This window comes from Bacteroides faecium (assembly GCF_012113595.1).
Classification (GTDB): Bacteria; Bacteroidota; Bacteroidia; order Bacteroidales; family Bacteroidaceae; genus Bacteroides; species Bacteroides faecium.
Map to the genome: position 1 here is coordinate 3,494,345 of NZ_CP050831.1, position 16,316 is coordinate 3,510,660.

The window sequence follows — 16,316 nt, forward strand, 5'->3', positions numbered from 1 at the left end:
TTTATTGGAACAATACTTATCCCTTCTTGCTAATTTTCAATCCTTTTTTCTGCCGGTTCGTTCTGTTATCCATTCGTTTTTACAGGCAGGCGTTTCCATATCCAGCGGGGAATCATTTTCCAGAAGAATACGAGTATTCGGTAACGCCAGTCGATTACTACTACCCGCCTTTTATGCTTCAGGGCATCGGCAATATGTCTTCCCACCTTTTCCGCTTTCATCAGCATCGGATAATGCTTTCCGTCGTTCAATAAATCGGTGGATACAAATCCGGGGCGAATATCGGTGAAATGAATCTTCAATTTCTGGAGATGTGCAAGTTGCTCAAGGGCATCGATATAAGTATTCTGAAAACGTTTGGTTGCAGAGTAGGCAGGCGCTACACCAAGCCCCTTTGTTCCTGCAATGGAACTGATTACCGCCAAATGTCCGCCACCATTCTTTCTGAAATATGCAAAAGCTGTATCCACCATGCGGATAAATCCTTCCACATTGGTACGCGCCGTATTCAATTCCACTTCCATATCCAGCTTCATGTTTTGGAAACCGATGCCGGAACTAAGGAGAAATAAGTCCATGCCGCCCACTTTGTTGATGAGTATGTTCAGCTTTTCCGCTGCGTCTTCCTGAGTCACGTCCAAAGTCTGGATTTCGATTTGGTCGGGTGCAACCCGTTGTAGGGTTTCGAGGGCGGACTGTCGTCTGCCTGCTATTCCAATCTGCCAGCCTTCCAGCAACAGGCATTTTGCAACTTCTTGCCCGATGCCGGAAGTGGCTCCTATAATAATAGCTCGTTTCATTAGAAATATATATGTTTAGATTAACGTTGTTTTTCTATAAATTCAGCAAATGCCGGATAGCTTCCCAAGGTGAATAAATCAACATTCGCGGACCGGAGAAGCGCATCACCACCCGCATCCGTTCACGCATTGTCGGTTTGTAACAATGCACCGTACATTTCTTGCATGAACTTTTGTTTTCTCCGAACGGGCAATGGTCAAGACGCGCATGCGCATAGCGAAGCAGCTCCTCACAATCAGGGCAGAGAACAGCGTTCTTCTCCTTCTTACGGCAGTAGAGACGTACCATCAATTCTACTATTTTCTTCTCATGTGCGATGCGTTGTTTCTTCATCTTCTCTTTTTGAACTGTACAAAGATAAGGAAGATTACAGAAAAAATATCCAATTCTGTTTTGTATCTTTGCAGCATGAGAAAGTTATTGTGTCCGCAATGTAAGATTGCTGCCCTATATGTAAAGAATGACCGGAACGAAAGATTGCTGGTTTATGTAATGGAAGATGGAGAGGTCGTGCCCAAGAATCCTGCCGATTCTATGGAAGGATTCGATTTGACAGAGGTCTATTGTTTGGGCTGTTCGTGGCATGGTTCGCCTAAAAGACTGGTGAAAAGATAAGGAGACTTCCTGTTCTGAGTTTTTTTGATTTATGTCAATGAAAGTGGAAAGAGGATTTGAATCTTTCTAACGGGATTTTCCGTATCTTTGCACGCAATTTTAGAACATAGACGTATGGCAACTTCTAAAGAAATGACGGCAGGGCCGGCATTACCGCTTATTTTAAAGTTTACACTGCCGCTTTTGCTCGGCAATCTGCTGCAACAAACGTACTCGCTTGTCGATGCGGCAATCGTTGGAAAGTTTTTGGGAATTAACGCGTTGGCTTCGGTAGGGGCCAGCACATCGGTCGTGTTCCTTATTCTAGGATTCTGCAACGGGTGTTGCGGTGGTTTCGGGATTCCCGTGGCGCAGAAATTCGGAGCGAGGGATTATAGCACGATGCGCAGTTATATATCCGTCAGTCTGAAGCTCTCTCTGGTGATGTCTGTCACTATCGCTGTCGTCACCAGTATCTTGTGTGCGGATATTCTTCGGATGATGCGTACGCCGGAGAATATTTTCGAAGGAGCGTATGCTTATCTGCTTGTCACCTTTATCGGTGTGCCTTTTACGTTCTTCTACAATCTTCTTTCAAGCATTATCCGTGCGTTGGGAGACAGCAAGACGCCTTTTTGGTTTCTGCTTCTTTCTACGGTTTTGAATATTGTTCTTGATTTGTTCTGTATTCTGGTGCTCGACTGGGGAGTGGCGGGAGCTGCCATTGCTACGGTTATCTCACAGGGACTTTCGGCCGTACTCTGTTATATTTATATGTATCGCAAGTTTGATATTTTGCAGAGTTCCCCGAAGGAACGCCGGTTTCAGCCGAGACTGGCTAAGACGCTGCTCTATATCGGTGTGCCTATGGGACTGCAATTTTCTATTACTGCCATCGGCAGTATCATGCTGCAAAGTGCGAACAATGCATTGGGTACAGCCTGTGTGGCTGCCTTTACTTCGGCCATGCGTATCAAGATGTTCTTTATCTGTACATTCGAGAGCCTGGGTATTGCCATGGCAACGTATAGCGGACAGAATTACGGTGCAGGCAAACCGGAACGTATCTGGCAGGGGATTAAGGCAAGTGCCTTGATGATGATTGTCTATGCCGCATTTACTTTCGTGCTCTTGATGCTGGGAGCTAAATACTTTGCCCTAATCTTTGTAGACCCGTCAGAAACGGAGATTCTGTTGGATACGGAACTTTTCCTTCATATTTCCTGTATGTTCTTCCCTACGCTTGGATTATTATGCATCTTGCGTTATACCATCCAAGGAGTGGGCTTTACGAATCTAGCCATGTTCTCCGGAGTGGCGGAAATGATTGCCCGTATTCTCGTCAGCCTTTATGCTGTTCCTGCTTTCGGTTTTCTTGCCGTTTGCTACGGTGACCCGATGGCTTGGATAGCTGCCGACTTGTTCCTGGTTCCTGCTTTCATCTATGTTTACAGGAGATTGAAGAGGCAGGTATTAACAAATAGTCCGGTTGCGCAAACTGCGGCATAATGCCGGTTTACGCAACCGGAAAGGGTTAGTCCTGTACCGGATATAGCGGATTCCCGCTTTCGTCTACTTCTGTCCATTCTTTTACGCTGACATTGGCGAATGATACGGAATTCTCGTTAATGACCGCACGGAACAGGTATGAATTTCCGGCGGATAAGAGGTTGTCGGGCGGAGCGAGCGGGGTGGTGTAGGTACGTGAGAAACTTTCCCCGTTTACCATTAACTCCAGTTTCAGGGTCAGGGGAGAAGTACTTTTCACGGGCAGCATGATATATTGTACGGTGAAGTCGTTGATTCCCATATTGACTGGATTGGCAAGACTGACTTCCGAAGAGATAATCCCTGTTGACAAATCCATGATTGCGCCCGGTTTCGGCGGAGTGATGGTGGCGGAGATAATTTTGTTCAAGGTGATGTTCTCTCCACCGGCAATGGCGACAACCACTTGTGTGGCAGCATGCTGGTAGGTGATGGGGACATTGATTTGTGAACTGGCGATGTCCTGATGTACGGCATGCCACCAAAGGTAGTCCACTCCGTTGGATAACGCTTCGGATATTCCGTTGGTAAAGGTAGGGGCGGGGTTCTTGGAATTGCAGGATACAGCATAGAAGCTATAAATGTTATTACTCAGATACATTTTGTATCCGTTGTTTCCAGTCAGCACTCCGGGAGACGATGTGAGGTAACTGCCTTCGGCAACGGGAGCACCCGTTATGGTGTTCGAGGTGTTGGAAAGATAAGCACATAGCCAGCTTTGCAATCCTTTGCCCATAGGAGACATGGAGCGGGTAATATTTCTTCCTTCCACTGATGCGCTGAAAGTAACTAAGGCACTTTCTTTGGAAGGATTGCCGTTATCGTTTCCACTATTGCCGGATGGATTGCCACTGTTCTCTTCTCCGTCAGGGTCGGCGATATCAATATAAATGTTGTTTTTGGAGCAAGCTCCCAGTAACAGCATTGTTAATGCGGATACAGCCAAATACTTTGTAACATGAAATTTGATACTCATAGTCAGGTTCTTTTTTGAAAGTTAATAATACCCCTATATACATTTCAAAAAGGTTTTGGTTCATGACTTGAGAAAAAATTCCTAAAAATCCGGTGCTTTCTGTATGCAGATAATATCTCCGTAGACAGGATGGCGGAATTCTATGTACTCGGCATGAAGATAAAGTCTGTCCGCTTTCTTGCCGTAGAGTTCGTCTCCAAGAATGGGGCGGTTCAATCCTTTCGGGTGAGCGGCGTGTATGCGTAGCTGATGGGTGCGTCCGGTCAGCGGATAGAAAGCGATACGGGTATATTTCTCTGATTTTGCGATTATCTGATATTCAGTAACAGCTTCTTTCCCGTGTTCTTCACTCACCATTTGTCGGGGACGGTCGAGAGGGTTCAGGCAGAGAGGAAGTGAGATTCTTCCTGCCTTTTCGGCCTCTGCTATGACTCCGTCCAGTAAAGCGATATATCGTTTTTTTATACTCCTGTTCTCGAACTGTGCCTGCAAATGCCGGTGGGCTTCTTTTGTCTTGGCGACAAGTAATAATCCCGAAGTTGCCATATCGAGCCGGTGTACAATCATAGGCCCCGTCGCATCGGGATATTTTTCCTTCAAGCGGTGATAAACGGAATCCATGTCCTCTGCCTTTCCCGGCACGGATAACATTCCCGCCGGTTTATTGATTACCAATAACCACTCATCCTCAAATACGATTTCCAGTCTCGTATCTTTATGAACATTATCCAATAACGGATTCTCGTCTACTTCCAACCCCTGAAGCATATGTTGCAGAATTGGCTCACATTTTCCCTTACAGGAAGGATAATAATAACCATGATGCCTGATTTCATTTTTCGGAGAATCCCCCCACCAAAACTCAGCCATAGCCAACGGCTTTAGTTGATGAAGATACGCATATTGCAGCAACTTGGGCAACGCGCACTCACCCGCACCACCGGGCGGTACTTTCTGTACGGTCTGCTCAAAAATAGTGCATAAGTCTTTTACTTCTCCCACCGCATTCAACATCCGAAACTCTCCGAACAGCTTTTGCTGCAAAGCTGCCGAACGCTCTTTCCGTTCTGCTTTCAGCCTTTCTATTTCATCCTTGAAACGGTGAACTTCCGCTTCGCGTTCTTCCAACCGTTTTTTCCAAGACTTTTCCTTTCGCTTGTATTCAGCTTTCTGATATTGGCTTTCTCGAATCAAAGCTGCTTGCTCTTCTTCAGAAATACCGTCTGGGGACTGGCGTCGAATCTCTCTGGATTCTTTCGCAGCTTTTAGTTCCGCCTTGGCTTGATTCAACTCCGCCTGAGCCTGTCCGGTTTCTATCTCCCATTTTTCTTTCGACTCAAGATAGGAAGCACTATTCTCTAGTTCATTGATGCGAATGTTGATAGCGGAAATCTGTTCTTCCTCAATCTTGAAAAATCCTTGCGGTTGCAGCAGGTCATAAACAGGAGGAACAAAATAACTATGCAGGTTCTTTCCTGCCAAATTGCCGGAAAAGGCTGCTAAATAACCTATTCTGCTTTCTTCGTCCGTTCCTTCTTCTTTCACTTTATCCGTAGCTCCTTCCGTTTTCTGCAGTACAACCAATACCCCGAACATCTTTCCAAGAGCTAATTCTTCCTGCCATTCCTTTCGGCTTGCGATATACTCTTTCACTTCCTCTGCCGCCAATACGCACAACGGATGGGGCGTATAATGGAAAGGATAAGTGAATTTCTCCGGTAGCGCAATGTGAGATACGGACTTCTTAAAAAAATGTATCATCGGTTTATATTTGAATGTGATTATTGGTGCAAAAGTAAGGTAAATCCGCGAATTTTGTTCTATATTTGTTTTGGAGTTTGAATGAAATAAAGCGAATGTTTGAGCGAATATAAAATGGATAGGATAGAAGAAATACCAAAATTTGCTTTCGTAGGCAACAGCCATATGGCATTTTGGGCGCTGGATATTTATTTCCCCCAATGGAAATGCTTGAATTACGGTGCTCCCGGTGAAGGATTGGCTTATATGGAATCTTTTGCAGCGGATACTTCTGATTGTCTGGCAGTCATACAATTCGGCAGCAACGATATTTACGGGCTGAATGATGAGAATGTAGACGATTATGTGGAACGTTACGTGAAAGCGGTGCTTGCCGTTCCTTCTCTGAAGACGTACCTGTTCTGTATTTTTCCACGAAATGATTATGATGATTACAGTACGGCGGTAAACAAATTCATCCGTATGCTCAATCAGAGAATATATGAAAAATTGCAAGGAACGGATATTGTCTATCTGGACGTATTCGACCGCTTATTACTGAATGGCAGACTGAATCCGGATTTAACCATCGACGACCTGCATCTGAATGGTAAAGGTTACAGCATACTGGCGGAAGCAGTGAAACAAGCCGTCAATTTATGAGTGATACCCAACTTCTTTTGTTGCTACTTTTATCGTAAAAATTGATGGCATATCAGTTTATTTTTCCTACTTTTGCCGTCAATTAATAGATTAATAACCCCCATAAAGCGATAAGACTATGGAAAAAGTAATTATCAATTCGTACGAAGAATTCGAGAAACTGGTAGGCAAACAAATAGGCGTTTCTGACTATGTAGAACTTTCCCAGGAACGTATTAATCTTTTTGCAGATGCGACATTAGACCACCAATGGATTCATGTAGATACGGAACGTGCCAAAGTAGACAGCCCTTATCATAGCACAATAGCTCACGGTTATCTGACATTATCAATGCTGCCATATATGTGGAACCAGATAATCCAGGTGAACAACTTGAAAATGATGATTAACTACGGCATGGATAAGATGAAATTCGGTCAGGCTGTATTGTCAGGACAGAGTATCCGCCTGGTGACTACCCTTCATTCATTGACGAATCTGCGTGGTGTGGCAAAAGCTGAAATCAAGTTTGCCATCGAAATCAAGGACCAACCCAAGAAAGCACTTGAAGGTATTGCCGTATTCTTGTACTATTTCAATTGATTTAGTTCATAATGACATAAGGAAGAAGCTGTTTCCCAAACGGGAGGCAGCTTCTTGTTTTTTCTTAGTTTTTATACGTTCCCGGAACAATACGAATTTATATCTGTTTTAATACATATTCAAGATGTAAATGAAGCATTAAAAAACTAAGAACTATGTCATTAAGTAGTCTCCTCATCATATTCTCGTCATCGTTCATGGCTTTGTTCCCGGTGATAAATCCTTTAGGGAACGGTTTTGTCGTAAACGGGTTCTTTACAAACCTTGACCCGCAGCAACGGAAAACGGCTATCCAGAAACTTACCTTCAACTTCATAATGATTGGTGTAGGTACACTGGTCATTGGTCATTTGTTCCTGTTGATTTTCGGTCTGGCTATTCCTGTGATACAGTTGGGCGGCGGGATACTTATCTGTAAGACGGCAATGGAGTTGCTCGGTGATTCGGGCTCTTCCGATAAAGGGGAATCCAGTCAGAATGTAGACAGTTTCAGATGGAAGAGCATTGAGCAGAAAATATTCTATCCTATCACGTTTCCCATCAGTATCGGCCCGGGCAGTATATCCGTCATATTCACTTTGATGGCATCCGCCAGTGTGAAAGGAAAACTGCTGCAAACGGGAGTTAATTATTTAGTCATTGCGCTTGTCATTGTCTGTATGGCTGCCATACTTTATGTATTTCTCTCGCAGGGGCAGAAGATAATCCAGAAGCTGGGACCGGTAGGAAATCAAATCATTAATAAGCTCGTAGCCTTTTTTACATTCTGTATCGGTATTCAGATTTCGGTGACAGGCATATCCCAGATATTTCATTTGAATATACTGTGACATTTCTTATCTCTGTAGAATGAGATTGAAATATTAAGGTTACTATTGTTTTTTCTTAGCTTTCATCGCCTTTAATATATTTCTGCGTACAGAACGGATGGCGGGACTCAACAATTCGGGTTCCATAATTTCCAGCATTGTGCGTAGTTCCTGTTGCAGCTCAGGAATGGAGCAAGTCAGTTGATAGGCAAGTTTTATGCAAAGAGACTGTACTCCGCCTGGTTCCCGCCGGGTTATGACACGCTCCAGACAGAAATCGAGGAAATCCATTCGTGGCGGATTGGCAGCCGGCTGTTGGCTGAGCAGGTTCAGGAGCATCCTTCGCTTTCCCGAGTGCGGGCAGGACATAGCTGCGTCAATCAGTTCATCCTGTCTCCGGCTCAACCATTCCACATCTTCTTTTGAGAAATGCGTACAAACCCATAATGCCTGATAAGAGACAATCTCGTCCTCGTCAAAGATAAATTGATAGACTTCTTCTCTGAGCCGTCCGTCATCTTGTATGAAGTGAAGTATCTCTCTGATATCTTCGATATGAAAACGAACGGATAATTTAGCACGTAGGTTCATGTAGCTCTATTTTTTAGGGTTAACCTTTATTTTCTTCGATATTCGCTTCTTTCAATTGTAAATGCAGAATCGGGTAAGGTTTTCCCATACCGTCCGTTTCGTCCCTTCCGATGATTTGGAATCCCATATGAAGGTAAAAACTGAGTGCTTTTTCATTCTGTTCGTTTACGTCCACTTTATCCATCTGTTTTTTCTGGGTAGCATATTCCAGTAACCGCTTGCCGTATCCTTTTCCCTGCTCACCGGGATTTACGAATAGCATCTCGATTAGTTCGTCGCTCAGTCCCATAAAAGCCACAATCTTTCTATCGGCATCCCGGATAATGTATAGTTCTACCGCCGGCAAATAGTGGTTGCGCACCAACGGCTTGTAAAACTGGATATGTTCTTCCGTGAGGAAATGATGCGTGTGGCGTACCGATGCTTCCCAGACTTCCAGAATCTCGTCGTAATCCTGCGGGGTAGCCCGGCATATATTAGGAAGATAGTAACACAAATGGTCGAGTATATTTCCATTGTATGTCAGTTCCGCCTGATGCAGCACGCCCTCATAGATAAAACCGTTCCGTTCGAGCACCTGCTGCGACCGCTTGTTGTGCGGGTAGCAATTGGCAGTGATGAGGCTGAGTTGCAGTTCGTTGAACCCGTAGTTGAGTACAGCCTGTACCGCTTCCGTCATATATCCTTTGCCCCAATACGCTTCGTCAAGCCAGTATCCCAGCATACGCACCTGCGGATTCTCCCGCTTCGGGTCGGGGACAATTCCGATGGAACCGATAAGCTGTCGCGTATCTTTGAGTGTTATCGCCCAGATATTCTCCTGACCGATAAACACATTCTGAAGAATCTCCCGCGATTCTTCTATCGTCTTATGTGGCGCCCATCCTGCATTATTACCCAAGTTCGGGTTCTGGCAACAGGCAAAGAAAGTTTCCGCATCCTCTTCTTGGAAAGGGCGGATTAGCAGCCGTACCGTCTCAAGGCTACGGGGCGTCACAGTTTCCCCTGTTTCAGTTTTCTTCTCCATCTTCTTTCTTATATACACATTCTATACGATTCCCGTCCGGGTCAAGGACAACACTTTCAAAATAACCGTCTCCCGAAGTACGCGGCTCACCTGCAATGGTGTAACCTTCGGAACGCATCTCTTCCGTGAAACGAAGAACTTCCGCCTGACTGGGAAACGTGAAAGCGAGATGCGTCAGCCCGATTCTGTTTTCTTCCACCACCGTATTCTGTACATCGGGACGTCTCATTAATTCCAAAGAAGGACCTTCATCGAAAGAGATGAAGTAAGACTCGAACCCTTTCTTGGGATTCACATATTTCTCATTGCTTTTCCCACCAAGAAAGCGGACATAGAACTCTTTCAATTCTTCCAACTGAAAAGTCCAGATAGCGATATGATGTAGTTTCATTTTTAATCTGATTTTCTTTTTATCGTTACGACCGTTAACTATTCTCTCTTTTATTTAGCTGACTGCGTCACATACTCATAAACGATACGTGAAATATCAGCGATAATCTTACTGTTTTCCGCAAAACTCTCTTCAGAGTCTTTCACAAAGACAGCTATGCTGTAAGTGTGTCCGTCAGGCAAAAGAACAAAGCCAATGTCATTGCAGCCTATCTGCTGCCCTTTGACATTCAAATCTCCCGTCCCCGTCTTATGTCCAACTATCACTCCTTTGTCCAGCAATGGAGCGACCAGCCGGTCCTGCCCGGTCTGACATTCTACCATTGTCTGCCAGATAAAATCCTTGTATTCTTTTGCAAACAACGGTTCCCGCCGGAAAATCTCCAGTAATTCGGCAGCAGCCAACGGAGTACTCCAGTTTTGATAACACAAATCCAAATCTTCGTGCATGGCAGTCTCCGTACCGACGATGGCACAATCCTTAATACCTAACGAATGGATATATTTATCTACGGCATCCGGTCCGCCCTGATAATTGAATAGTACATCGCAGGCATTGTTGTCACTCTGTTGAAGCGTGTATCTTAGCAGGTCGGCAATGCTCATCTCAATTCCCCCTTGCGGATACTTATCCCGTAGCGGACTATACGTATCCGGTTTCAAATCCGATTTCTCTATTCTTAGCAGAGTATCTAATGACTGTTTGTGTTTCGCCATATAATCAGCCAGTGCCAACGCCTGATGAAATTTGAAAACACTCATCAAAGGATAATGAGTATCATTATTCACAGTTACCGTATCTTTTCCATCTATGATGACGGCAATTCCTATTTCGGCTTTCTTATCTTTGATAGCCTCTTTCAATTGAGTCTCAAGAGGGACACTCTGACAAGAAAATAGCATGACGGGGATTAAGCAAAGAAACACAATGAATGAGCGCATAATCAATCTTCTTTTTTATGGGTTACTAATTCTCTTTCGAAGTCACAAAGGTATGAATAGTAATTTGAAAAAGTGAGGATGATATCCAAAATTCTGTTATATTTGTGGTATCTTATATTTTCATTCAAGTATTAAATTAGTCATATGATTACACTGGATAATTTTGAGAACTTTGTCTCCTATAAGATATTGATGCGCGGGGAAGAGTATTATGATACGGATGCCGTTTCCGAACTGGAAGAAACCTCACCCGGTGAATGGACTGCAACAGTAGAGGGAACGGACGATTATAATGTGGAAATATCTATGAACGGAAAGGAAGTAGAATCCTGGTACTGTGATTGTCCGTATGATGGAGAAATCTGCAAGCATGTCGTGGCAGTACTTCTGGCAATCCGTGATAATAATAAACGGGTGAGCAGTAGTGCATTTTCAAAAATGAGAATAGTTACAAAAGAAGAAGAGGTTGTACAGCCTGATGTGGACATCAAACAATTGCTGTCATTCATTAGTCTGCAAGAAATTTCTACATTTATCAGTGAATATGCCTCAACGAATCCGGAATTTAAGGCAGCGCTTTTGAAGCGTTTTATATTCAAGAAATCGTCTTCGACATCAAAGGGAAAAGATTATAGAACGGAAATTCAAAAGATTTTTAATAGTTCCGGTGACAGTAAAAAGTCTCGTTATCAGAATCGTTATAATGATTACAGTCGTGATTGGGAAACTATTTTCAATCGAATGGATATTTATCTGAAGAAAGCAGACTTCTTTTTGAGTCTGGGAGATATGGATAGTACTATTGCCATAGCTCTTCAAACACTTCGTTCTATCGGTGAGAATTATGAGGATGAATTACTATATGTTGACGATGATGATGACTTTGGCACTTCCCTTTATTGTGAGCACGCAGGAGGTTTACTCATGAAAGTGGTTGGACATCCTAAAACAACTCAGAAACAAAAGACGGAAATTCTACAGGAATTACGTCAGATTACTGAAATATCTACTTATCGAAATTACGGAATCTATGATATAGATGAACTTATGATGCAAATCAATCTTTCGATTCAGCCGACAGAAAAAGCCTTGGAATTGATTGATGGACTTCTTGAAACAAGAAAGGACACTCATGATTTATATCAGTTAGTTCTTCGCAAAGTCAACTTACTATTGGAGCAGAATGAAGAGCAAAAAGCGAATGAAACGATTCGCCAATATCTTTATCTGACTGAAATACGGGAGATGGAGGTTGAAAAATTGATTGTCCGTTGCCAATACGATGAAGCCATCCGTTTGCTGGATGAAGGAATAGAGATGGCGAAAGAAGAGATATATCCCGGTACCGATAGTAAATGGTTGGAAATAAAACTGAAGATTTACGAGACGACCAACCGGACTTCCGAAGTAATTGACACATGTCGTCTATTGTTTGTGACAGGCAGGGATAAACTGACATATTACAATAAACTCAAAACTCTGATTCCGAAAGAACAATGGAAGAGTTTTTTGGATACGATGATGAAGGAAACAGAATTTAGTAACTATTTTTCTTTCGGTGGAAGTGCTGAAGCTGATATCTATGTGAAAGAACAGGATAATGAGCGTCTGTTCACCTTGTTGTCATCAACTAGATATGATCAACTGGAAGCATTGATGCGGTATGCTCATTATTTGAAGGATACTCATTCGGAACAGTTGATTGCTATGTATACTTCTTCGTTGAATGACTATGCCGAACGGAAAATGGGACGGAGGAATTATGAATTTATCGCACAAGTGTTACCGTGCATACATAAACTAAAGGGAGGACAGACTGCGGTGAAAAACATAGTAGCGGAATTTCGGATAAAATATAAACGCCGTCCGGCAATGATGGAAGTGTTGGAGAAATTTTGAAAAGACTTTATTATAAGTTTTTTTGTATCTCTGTTGTTTGGGTATGGCAAAGTTCGTACCTTTGTAAAGTTGCAAATAAGAATGATAATGAAAAAGTCTATAAAACGTTTACCCAAGCGGACACAGGAAGAATTGACAGTCTTGCTGAATTTAGTGCGTAAAAGCATCGGTAATTGTCAGATGGTTATCCTGTTCGGGAGTTATGCAAGGGGAAATTATGTTTTATGGGACAGTAATATAGAATTTGGTGTTCATACTTCCTATCAGAGTGATTATGACATTCTTGTCGTCGTGACCGGATCTACTAAACACGTGGAAGAAAAACTCTATCGTATTACTAATAAATATCATGACTTGTTTGCTGGTCGTCGTCATGCTTTTCCACAATTTATTGTAGAGCATATTAATACAGTAAACCGTAACTTGGAAATCAGCCAGTATTTCTTTACGGATATAGTGAAGGAGGGCATTATGCTTTATAATAGTGGCAAACACGAATTGGCTAAACCACGGAAGTTGAGTTTTAAGGAAATTCGGGATATTGCGCAAAAAGAATTTGATGAATTATATCCATATGCTTGCGGGCTTTTGGAAGGAGTGAATGAATTTTATTTGCCTAAGAAACAAAATAAAATTTCTGCATTTCTGCTTCACCAGACATGTGAGAAACTTTATAATTGTATTCTGATGGTCTTTACGAACTATCGTCCGAAGAGTCATAAAATCAAAGAACTTGGTGGGATGGTAAAGCGTTTTTCTATGGACTTGACTACTGTCTTCCCTCAAAATACAGATACAGAGAAAGAATGCTTTGATTTATTGTGTCGTTCTTACATAGAAGCTCGCTATAACAAAGATTTCAGTATTTCACAAGAACAACTGGAATACCTTATTTCCCGTGTAGATATTCTGAAAGATATTACTGAACGCTTGTGCAAGGAGAAAATTGTGGAATATGATACGATGGCGGAATAATTGTTCTCTGTGAAATAAGTCGGTGTCACATTTATAACTTGAACTTAGGATTCAGCATCCTATGAAATAAAAAATAAAATATATCTGTCATCTGTCACAGATTATAATCTAACTTGCAGATTATAAGTGCTTAACGCTGTGACAGCACAAGGTGACAGCAGTGTGATAGCAATAATGCTGTCACATAGAAAACAAAGACAAAATAAAGACGCTGTTCGAAAATGAATAGTATCAGCCATAAATGGATAAGTCGTTCAATTTATTATCCCCGTACTTATGAGTTGTGTCCTGCCTTGAAACCAACAGTTTCAAGGTGCGAAACTTTAGTTTCTGCGGTTTGAAACTTTAGTTTCATACGCTTGAAACTCTAGTTCCAATTGCTTGAAACCATTGGTTTCTTGCCGATGAAACTATAGTTTCTCCTAGCTGAAACTTTAGTTTCAAGCAGAGAAAAACAAATTTCTCCGTAATAGAGTGGTGACAATCCCATTTCTTTCAGTTAAAGACCCACTTGATATATCAATAATTTTCTATATTAAAAACTTGTTTTCCTTGCCGGTTTCGGATATTATGACTACTTTAGCAGTCTCAACGATCACGAAGACGCTGACAAAACAATTTATTATCAAATTAATGAAAATTACTCAATTTCGTAAGAATGAAGATACGACAGCGCTCAGCGTAATGGATCTTGATATACTTGTAAATAAGATAAAGACAGAAATAAAATCCCGTCCTGTTTCTACATTCAGAGAGCATCTGCGATATACCCTTTCCGACGAGCGATGCATGTTTGCCGATAAACTTCCCCAAATAATTCCCGCCGCCGAATTCCGAAAAGTAAACGGTCAGAAACAGATGAAAAGCTACAACGGCATTGTAGAACTGACTATCGGACCCTTGTCCAATAAGTCGGAAATAGCATTAGTGAAACAAAAAGCCTGCGAGCAACCCCAAACCCGTTGTGCTTTCATGGGTTCAAGTGGCAAAACGGTGAAAATATGGACTACCTTCACCCGACCGGACAACTCCCTTCCCAAAACACGGGAAGAAGCGGAACTATTCCACGCCCACGCCTATCGACTGGCTGTGAAATGTTATCAGCCCCAAATCCCGTTCGATATACTTCCCAAAGAACCGACTCTGGAACAATATTCGCGCTTATCCCACGACCCGGATATCGTCTATCGTCCGGATTCAGTCCAGTTTTATCTCTCCCAACCGTCATCAATGCCCGAAGAAACCACTTTCCGGGAAGCGGTTCAAGCAGAGAAATCACCATTGACCCGTGCCATACCGGGATATGATGCGGAAAATGCCTTCCTGATGCTTTTCGAAGCTGCTTTGCGGAAAGCATATGCCGATCTCAGGGAAGCGGGACTTGAATTGCGCGAGGACACATGGCATCCTTTAGTCGTCCAACTGGCTAAAAACTGTTTTGCTTCGGGACTTCTGCAAGAAGAAGTCGTGAAACGTACCGTTTTCCACTTCTATATGTATAAACAGGAAGCGCTTATCCGTCAAATGATTGGCAATATATATACCGAGTGCAAAGGTTTCGGCAAGAATATCAGCCTGAGCAAAGAACAGCAACTAGCCTTGCAGACCGAAGAATTCATGAAACGCCGCTATGAATTCCGCCATAACACTCAAATCGGCGAGGTGGAATATCGTGAAAGGCTTTCTTTCCGTTTCCGCTTCAATCCTCTCGACAAACGTGCATTGAACAGCATTGCCCTGGATGCGCAGATGGAAGGTATTCCGTTGTGGGACAGAGATATCAGCCGTTATATCTATTCCAACCGCGTGCCTGTATTCAACCCGTTGGAAGATTTTCTCTACCGACTTCCGGTATGGGACGGTAAAGACCGTATCCGTGCATTGGCAGCCACCGTTCCTTGTAAGAATCCGTATTGGATGGATTTGTTCCACCGTTGGTTCCTCAATATGGTTTCTCATTGGAGAGGAAGCAATAAAAAGTATGCGAACAGTGTTTCGCCCTTACTTGTCGGACCGCAAGGGACACGTAAATCCACCTTTTGCCGGAGTATAATGCCCCCTTCCGAACGTTCTTACTATACCGATAGCATTGATTTTTCCCGAAAGAAAGATGCCGAACTTTACCTCAATCGTTTTGCTCTCATCAACATTGATGAATTTGATCAGGTGAGTTCGACACAACAAGGTTTCCTGAAACATATTCTGCAAAAGCCTGTACTGAATGTGAAGAAACCTCATGGCAGTGCCGTTCTCGAAATGCGCCGTTATGCTTCATTCATAGCCACAAGCAATCAGAAAGACCTGTTGACCGACCCTTCCGGCAGCCGTCGTTTTATTTGTATCGAAGTGACTGGAGTGATTGACACCAATCGTCCGATAGACTATGAGCAGCTTTACGCACAAGCCATGTACGAACTGGAGCATGGTGAACGTTACTGGTTCGATCAGGAGGAAGAAAAGATTATGGTGGAAAACAACCGTGAATTTGAACAAGTCCCGCCGGAAGAACAACTTTTCTTCCGTTATTTCCGTGCTGCACAGTCTGAAGAAGGGGAGTGGCTGTCTCCTGCCGAGATTATGGAAGATATTCAAAAAGGCAGTTCAATCCCGATGTCTGTCAAAAGGGTTAATTCCTTCGGGAGAATATTGAAAAAGCAAGAAATCCCTTCCAAACATACGCGTAGCGGTACACTCTATCATGTTGTAAGACTAATAACCAGGTGACGGCAGAAATGCCATCACCCTGCTGTCACCTCTTGCTGTCACAGTCTTATCGGT

The 16,316-nt window shown here is 43.0% G+C and carries 14 protein-coding genes and 1 pseudogene; 8 read left to right on the forward strand and 7 right to left on the reverse strand.

The window, feature by feature from the left end; genetic code table 11:
• Positions 1-65 precede the first annotated feature (65 nt).
• The gene (locus BacF7301_RS12450; protein ID WP_167963237.1) at positions 66-800 is read right to left on the reverse strand and encodes an SDR family NAD(P)-dependent oxidoreductase; all 735 of its coding nucleotides are present in this window, start codon (positions 798-800) and stop codon (positions 66-68) included.
• Positions 801-834: 34 nt separating this feature from the next.
• Positions 835-1,134, reverse strand: a complete 300-nt coding sequence (locus tag BacF7301_RS12455; RefSeq protein ID WP_167963239.1) for a nitrous oxide-stimulated promoter family protein — start codon at positions 1,132-1,134, stop codon at positions 835-837.
• A 75-nt stretch (positions 1,135-1,209) separates the two neighbouring features.
• Here BacF7301_RS12455 and BacF7301_RS12460 point away from each other — a divergent pair, with 75 nt between their 5' ends.
• Together BacF7301_RS12460 and BacF7301_RS12465 are read left to right on the forward strand one after the other, a co-directional pair.
• Positions 1,210-1,416, forward strand: coding sequence for a hypothetical protein (locus tag BacF7301_RS12460; protein WP_167963240.1), 207 nt, complete (start codon positions 1,210-1,212; stop codon positions 1,414-1,416).
• Positions 1,417-1,530: 114 nt separating this feature from the next.
• On the forward strand, positions 1,531-2,904 hold the full coding sequence (locus BacF7301_RS12465) for an MATE family efflux transporter (protein ID WP_167963242.1): 1,374 nt from the start codon (positions 1,531-1,533) through the stop codon (positions 2,902-2,904).
• A 25-nt stretch (positions 2,905-2,929) separates the two neighbouring features.
• Here BacF7301_RS12465 and BacF7301_RS12470 read toward each other — a convergent pair whose 3' ends face one another.
• Positions 2,930-3,919, reverse strand: coding sequence for a fimbrillin family protein (locus BacF7301_RS12470; protein ID WP_167963244.1), 990 nt, complete (start codon positions 3,917-3,919; stop codon positions 2,930-2,932).
• A gap of 81 nt (positions 3,920-4,000) precedes the next feature.
• The gene (locus BacF7301_RS12475; protein ID WP_167963246.1) at positions 4,001-5,680 is read right to left on the reverse strand and encodes an RluA family pseudouridine synthase; all 1,680 of its coding nucleotides are present in this window, start codon (positions 5,678-5,680) and stop codon (positions 4,001-4,003) included.
• 114 nt (positions 5,681-5,794) lie between these two features.
• Between BacF7301_RS12475 and BacF7301_RS12480 the strand changes: the two genes are divergently transcribed.
• From BacF7301_RS12480 to BacF7301_RS12490, 3 genes are all read left to right on the forward strand, one after another.
• Positions 5,795-6,322, forward strand: a complete 528-nt coding sequence (locus tag BacF7301_RS12480; RefSeq protein WP_167963248.1) for an SGNH/GDSL hydrolase family protein — start codon at positions 5,795-5,797, stop codon at positions 6,320-6,322.
• Between the two features lie 118 nt (positions 6,323-6,440).
• Entirely contained in the window at positions 6,441-6,905 is a 465-nt protein-coding gene (locus BacF7301_RS12485; protein WP_167963250.1) for a MaoC family dehydratase, read from the forward strand.
• 155 nt (positions 6,906-7,060) lie between these two features.
• Complete coding sequence (locus BacF7301_RS12490; protein WP_167963252.1) at positions 7,061-7,735, forward strand: MarC family protein; 675 nt, start codon at positions 7,061-7,063, stop codon at positions 7,733-7,735.
• A gap of 42 nt (positions 7,736-7,777) precedes the next feature.
• Here the strand turns inward: BacF7301_RS12490 and BacF7301_RS12495 are convergent, their stop codons facing one another.
• The 3 genes and pseudogenes from BacF7301_RS12495 to bla all read right to left on the reverse strand — a co-directional run bounded on the left by BacF7301_RS12495 (position 7,778) and on the right by bla (position 10,664).
• On the reverse strand, positions 7,778-8,305 hold the full coding sequence (locus tag BacF7301_RS12495) for a HEAT-like fold family protein (RefSeq protein WP_167963254.1): 528 nt from the start codon (positions 8,303-8,305) through the stop codon (positions 7,778-7,780).
• A gap of 19 nt (positions 8,306-8,324) precedes the next feature.
• Positions 8,325-9,723 (reverse strand): annotated as a pseudogene (locus tag BacF7301_RS25820) (GNAT family N-acetyltransferase).
• 50 nt (positions 9,724-9,773) lie between these two features.
• Positions 9,774-10,664 carry a class A beta-lactamase, subclass A2 gene (bla, locus tag BacF7301_RS12515; RefSeq protein ID WP_167963259.1) on the reverse strand — a complete coding sequence of 297 codons (891 nt, stop codon included), beginning with the start codon at positions 10,662-10,664 and terminating at the stop codon, positions 9,774-9,776.
• Positions 10,665-10,808: 144 nt separating this feature from the next.
• Between bla and BacF7301_RS12520 the strand changes: the two genes are divergently transcribed.
• The 3 genes from BacF7301_RS12520 (at position 10,809) to BacF7301_RS12530 (ending at position 16,262) form a co-directional block, all read left to right on the forward strand.
• Positions 10,809-12,563: an SWIM zinc finger family protein gene (locus BacF7301_RS12520; RefSeq protein WP_167963261.1), complete on the forward strand. Its 1,755-nt coding sequence runs from the start codon at positions 10,809-10,811 to the stop codon at positions 12,561-12,563.
• A gap of 87 nt (positions 12,564-12,650) precedes the next feature.
• Complete coding sequence (locus BacF7301_RS12525) at positions 12,651-13,538, forward strand: HEPN domain-containing protein (RefSeq protein WP_167963263.1); 888 nt, start codon at positions 12,651-12,653, stop codon at positions 13,536-13,538.
• 633 nt (positions 13,539-14,171) lie between these two features.
• Positions 14,172-16,262, forward strand: coding sequence for a BT4734/BF3469 family protein (locus tag BacF7301_RS12530; protein ID WP_167963265.1), 2,091 nt, complete (start codon positions 14,172-14,174; stop codon positions 16,260-16,262).
• Positions 16,263-16,316: the final 54 nt, after the last annotated feature.

Bases quoted from the DNA above. Each gene is read 5' to 3' on its own strand.
- BacF7301_RS12490 (WP_167963252.1), top strand. From the start codon at position 7,061: ATGTCATTAAGTAGTCTCCTCATCATATTCTCGTCATCGTTCATGGCT.
- BacF7301_RS12495 (WP_167963254.1), bottom strand. From the start codon at position 8,305: ATGAACCTACGTGCTAAATTATCCGTTCGTTTTCATATCGAAGATATC.
- BacF7301_RS12475 (WP_167963246.1), bottom strand. From the start codon at position 5,680: ATGATACATTTTTTTAAGAAGTCCGTATCTCACATTGCGCTACCGGAG.
- BacF7301_RS12460 (WP_167963240.1), top strand. From the start codon at position 1,210: ATGAGAAAGTTATTGTGTCCGCAATGTAAGATTGCTGCCCTATATGTA.
- bla (WP_167963259.1), bottom strand. From the start codon at position 10,664: ATGCGCTCATTCATTGTGTTTCTTTGCTTAATCCCCGTCATGCTATTT.
- BacF7301_RS12470 (WP_167963244.1), bottom strand. From the start codon at position 3,919: ATGAGTATCAAATTTCATGTTACAAAGTATTTGGCTGTATCCGCATTA.
- BacF7301_RS12450 (WP_167963237.1), bottom strand. From the start codon at position 800: ATGAAACGAGCTATTATTATAGGAGCCACTTCCGGCATCGGGCAAGAA.
- BacF7301_RS12525 (WP_167963263.1), top strand. From the start codon at position 12,651: ATGAAAAAGTCTATAAAACGTTTACCCAAGCGGACACAGGAAGAATTG.
- BacF7301_RS12465 (WP_167963242.1), top strand. From the start codon at position 1,531: ATGGCAACTTCTAAAGAAATGACGGCAGGGCCGGCATTACCGCTTATT.
- BacF7301_RS12480 (WP_167963248.1), top strand. From the start codon at position 5,795: ATGGATAGGATAGAAGAAATACCAAAATTTGCTTTCGTAGGCAACAGC.
- BacF7301_RS12530 (WP_167963265.1), top strand. From the start codon at position 14,172: ATGAAAATTACTCAATTTCGTAAGAATGAAGATACGACAGCGCTCAGC.
- BacF7301_RS12455 (WP_167963239.1), bottom strand. From the start codon at position 1,134: ATGAAGAAACAACGCATCGCACATGAGAAGAAAATAGTAGAATTGATG.
- BacF7301_RS12485 (WP_167963250.1), top strand. From the start codon at position 6,441: ATGGAAAAAGTAATTATCAATTCGTACGAAGAATTCGAGAAACTGGTA.
- BacF7301_RS12520 (WP_167963261.1), top strand. From the start codon at position 10,809: ATGATTACACTGGATAATTTTGAGAACTTTGTCTCCTATAAGATATTG.